Consider the following 3,977-nt stretch of genomic DNA (forward strand, 5'->3'; position numbering starts at 1 on the left):
CAGCCAGCAACCACCGTCGACTCAGGCGACGACCAAACCGGCGACAACAAAGACGGCGCCGACCAGACCCTCCAAAACGCCCTCAACCAAACCGGTTCTGTCGTCGGTGAGGTCGGGACCGCACAAAGCATTAACTGGCTTGGGAACAATGACCCTCGTGGTACAGGACTTCCTTCCGGCAGTTTTGGCCAGCGAGTACTCCCTGGCGAACTTGAAGGTGGGGAACCTACCTACCCCGGTAACCGAGGCCGAGGCGGCAACCGGATCGGTGAGGGTGAGGAGGCATGTGAATGTACGCCGCTGGTGGGTCCCAATGGGGAACCAATTCATGAAATTCCTGAGGGTTCCACAGGTGGTGCGGGTGCTGGCAAGCGGATTCCTAAATGGATGCTTGGAGACTGGGGGATTGGCAAGAATTCCCCGAAAGACAAAGAGACGCCGCTGTGCAGTTACTGTCGGACAAATCCGGCGACCGGCCTGGATCATGTTGAGCCACGATCGAAGAACGGCGACTTGACCGCGAAGAACATTACGCCCGCTTGTACTTCTTGTAATAGTTCGAAGAGGGACCGACTGGCTCCGCTGAATCCGCCGAAGAACTTTTTCGGGAAATGGCCGCCGTCGTGGTGGCCAGATTGGATGAGGTAAGATGCGGCTTCGCAGACAGGGATACACACCAGAAACGAAAGGTTCTTGATATGAAGTTCATTGCGCACGATAAACCGGTATTGCGAGGCGAGAGCAACTATATAGCTCGAATTAGCTTGTCGCCCTTCGGTTTGTCTGAGGTTTTCGAGCAGGTTTGGCTTGGTGAGGTAAGGGATGGCGAAGGTGAACTGTGTTGCATTCCATTCCGGGCCTATGGAATTTCGCTACGGGATAGGGTCAGACTGTCTGCCGACGGCGCAAACGTGGTTGAGGTGGTTGAGCGGTCCGGTCGACGAGTGCTCAGGGTGTTCCTCGATGTGCAACTCGGCCCTGAGGCGTCGCGTGGCCAAGAGGCGGAGATCACCCTCCGGGTGAAGGCGGCAGGCTTGCTTTCGGAGTGGTGTGGTGCTCGTCACGTGGCGGTTGACGTGGCAGGGGGAGAGGAGCCGGTCTCATTGCTGGCGTACCTCGAGGAAGGCGAGCGCAGGGGGCGACTGCGATGGGAGTGGGGCGACGCCCTATCTTTCGCTGTCTGAAGGGAGCTCGCCTCCCCCCGCTGCGAGAGGCCGTTGACGGAGGTCGGATGATGCGTGCTATGGCTGATGATCAGATAAAGGTGTGGTTCCGGTTCATTCCTCGTGAGGGTTGGCTCCCGTATGATCGCGAAGGATTGTGGGCGACCAAGGTCAGCGCAGATACCGCCCGCGTGCAAAACGTTCCGTTCCTCCAGGATGGAGTGGCTGAAGGCGACGTGGTGCGGTTCCGGACCGATGCGGATGGGATTCATTGGTCCATGGGGCGCGTCAGTGCCTTCGGTAACTGCACTGTTCGTGTTCTAGCCATCCCGACCGGACCACTGGGGCGGGATCCTAAAGCCGTGCATGAGCGGTTGGCGGCGTTCGGACTCGGAGGGGAGATCTTTAGCGACGAGTTTCCACTGGTTGCCTTCACAGTCCCATCAGACGCAGACTTCGCCGCCATCAAGGCCCTCCTTGCTCAAGGTGAGGATGAAGGCTGGTGGCATTATGAGGTCGGGTCTGCAACCGACGAGTGGTGGAGCGCTTGACTTGGACCTCTCGGCTCTGGGCGGAAAGGGTTCAGGCAACCAGTCGTGGAGCGGCTTCCTGGCTCGGCTGAATGGCGACCTCGACGTTGGTGGGCACGTCTGGCGGGCCATTTACTGCTGACTGTAATCGCCAGCTTCGGCTGAGCCGCAACCTGTGGCTGCGGGGCGAGCAGTTGGCCGCGGTCTCAACAACCGCGCTGATCGGCCTGCTCCGCTCACCGGTCCACTGGAGCCGCACTGGGGGCTGCGTCATCCCACTCGGCGTCTCGTTGCTAACAGCAACTCAGCTCGGCGGTCGATATCCCTTGCTACCGGCACTGACCGAGTCCGCTCTGTTCATGGTCGCCCGGTCTGGTGGCCGCCAAGAGGCAACAACCAAAGAGTTCAACTGGGGCTTCTTCCAAGTCCTGGCCGGCAACTCCTACCTCTGGCTCTCAATCCGTGCCGCCGTCCTGCTCGCCGTAGGCCGTCGCCGCGAAAAGGTGCTCGCAGCAACGGTAATCCAACTTGATGCGGTCACCTAGCTCAGTCATGCGCTCTTATGACGCCTGTGAAGGGCGTCCAGCCAATCGTTCGGCGCAGCCAGCAATTCGGTCGGTCGCGTGCCGCTGTATGGCGTATCCACGCACTCTGAAAGTGAGTCGCGCGGTACCAAGGATCCTTCGGCGGCCCGCCGTGCCCGCTCCGGCCAGGTAAAAGTCGGCGACAAGGTCATGGCTATGCATCCGAAAGATGGCACGACCGGTCCGCAGGTTGTGACGCAACTACATGTCAACGAGGGCCTGAAGTCGCAGGGAAGCGTGACATCGACCAGAGACCATCCGTTCTTTGTGCGACGTGGTCAGTCGTGGGTAGAGGCCGGCGACCTCGAGCAAGGAGATGAACTAATCTCCAGCCTGGGGAAGGCTAGCATCATCGTTACTTCGGTACGCCCAAGCCAAGCGGTGGCCCGAGTATCCAATTTAACGGTATCCAATACGCATTCGTACTACGTACTTGCTGGCCACGTGCCGGTGCTTGTGCATAATAATGACTGTCTCGTAGGGAAACTGTCGGATAAATTGCCCGACGGGAATGAGCAACAAACTGGCGGCGGCCTATGACGCCGTGAAAGCTGGTGAGATCGCTTCCCATGACGTATACAAGGGCCGAGAGTACGCCTGGTGGCGCGGGGCGAAGGAGTATAGATTTCCCGGGCGGCCGGATACGGAGAGAATCCTGGAGAAAACCCTGCCCAATGGTGATAAGTCTACGGATGGACGACATCTCGCTATCGGAAGATACAGAAGTTCAGTGGGCCGCACTTTCCGGACTCCGGTTGGTGAGCCGATAGGTGGTTGACCGAATTGCATCCCTGCTACTGGAGGTTGGCTTGCCTTTCCCGTTCATACGCTATTGTTGATGACGCCTCTCGTGACACTCTGGTGGCGGCTGAAGAGTTGCGCGGCTACTTCGCAGATCCACGGAACAATCCTTCGGAGATGACATTTCTGATGGTTCACGAGGTCAACACGGATAGGCGTCAAGTAGACGAATCTGTTCTGAAGATCCGGTCGAGTAGATCTGGGAAGATCGGCGAATACTCTATTGGTCGAGTTGTTCGCAAGGAGATTTCGCAGGCATCTGGGCGGGGCATTATTCCTAATGTCACGTACAAGTCTTTCGGTGCGGTTGGTGAGTTTCCTGAAGCCGCAAGAATTTGGATTCGATGGGTTTCTGAGGTTCCGTTAGATGGCGGCGAGTGGATTAACATGTCGCCGAGTTTTCAGGCTGCCTGGTTAGATGTAGTCCAGAAGTCTTGGTTTGCGACGAGTCGTGGGGCTGCCCGCTATGGACCCAGTGCTGTCGTCGAGCTGGAGGGGACGCAGATTTCGTCGAGGACCGCCTTCTACTGTGCCTTGGGTGAAGCAATCAACGGTCCAGGTGGCTACTACGGGTCGAGCCTGGACGGGCTGGCAGATTGTATTAGATCGAGCTTTGGTGAAGGGCCGCCAAGCAGGATATCGTGGCGCGATTTTCAGTCCTCTGCAGAGTCCAGGGACCGCGCCTACTTGAAATCAATACTAGATGTCCTGGATGAGTTCCACATTGAGCTAGTCACCAACTGAATGTGAGTGCACGGAGGGCGTTCCTCAGGCCGTCCATAAAGGCTACGACACCACCAAGCGCTGGTCCTGGCCGACCGCCACGGCGACGTCTTCGGCGGCTTCGACCCCACCGACACCACTCTGGCCACCGGTCTGCCCGACTCCCGCACCTACGA

6 protein-coding genes are annotated in these 3,977 nt (G+C 58.4%); all 6 read left to right on the forward strand.

The window, feature by feature from the left end; genetic code table 11:
* A partial coding sequence (locus ACIA12_RS40555) for an HNH endonuclease (protein ID WP_396372795.1) occupies positions 1-648 on the forward strand: 648 nt, incomplete at its 5' end.
* A gap of 50 nt (positions 649-698) precedes the next feature.
* Positions 699-1,184 carry a DUF4265 domain-containing protein gene (locus tag ACIA12_RS40560; RefSeq protein ID WP_396372796.1) on the forward strand — a complete coding sequence of 162 codons (486 nt, stop codon included), beginning with the start codon at positions 699-701 and terminating at the stop codon, positions 1,182-1,184.
* Between the two features lie 59 nt (positions 1,185-1,243).
* Complete coding sequence (locus ACIA12_RS40565; protein ID WP_396372797.1) at positions 1,244-1,714, forward strand: DUF4265 domain-containing protein; 471 nt, start codon at positions 1,244-1,246, stop codon at positions 1,712-1,714.
* A gap of 71 nt (positions 1,715-1,785) precedes the next feature.
* Positions 1,786-2,238 carry a hypothetical protein gene (locus tag ACIA12_RS40570; RefSeq protein WP_396372798.1) on the forward strand — a complete coding sequence of 151 codons (453 nt, stop codon included), beginning with the start codon at positions 1,786-1,788 and terminating at the stop codon, positions 2,236-2,238.
* A 78-nt stretch (positions 2,239-2,316) separates the two neighbouring features.
* The gene (locus tag ACIA12_RS40575; RefSeq protein WP_396372799.1) at positions 2,317-2,817 is read left to right on the forward strand and encodes a polymorphic toxin-type HINT domain-containing protein; all 501 of its coding nucleotides are present in this window, start codon (positions 2,317-2,319) and stop codon (positions 2,815-2,817) included.
* Positions 2,818-3,195: 378 nt separating this feature from the next.
* The gene (locus tag ACIA12_RS40580) at positions 3,196-3,822 is read left to right on the forward strand and encodes a barstar family protein (protein ID WP_396372800.1); all 627 of its coding nucleotides are present in this window, start codon (positions 3,196-3,198) and stop codon (positions 3,820-3,822) included.
* The last annotated feature ends 155 nt before the right edge of the window (positions 3,823-3,977 follow it).

The organism is Kribbella sp. NPDC051620, assembly GCF_044453825.1.
Classification (GTDB): Bacteria; Actinomycetota; Actinomycetes; order Propionibacteriales; family Kribbellaceae; genus Kribbella.

Coding starts and splice junctions, on each gene's coding strand:
- ACIA12_RS40580 (WP_396372800.1), top strand. CDS start 3,196: ATGACATTTCTGATGGTTCACGAGGTCAACACGGATAGGCGTCAAGTA.
- ACIA12_RS40560 (WP_396372796.1), top strand. CDS start 699: ATGAAGTTCATTGCGCACGATAAACCGGTATTGCGAGGCGAGAGCAAC.
- ACIA12_RS40565 (WP_396372797.1), top strand. CDS start 1,244: ATGGCTGATGATCAGATAAAGGTGTGGTTCCGGTTCATTCCTCGTGAG.
- ACIA12_RS40570 (WP_396372798.1), top strand. CDS start 1,786: ATGGCGACCTCGACGTTGGTGGGCACGTCTGGCGGGCCATTTACTGCT.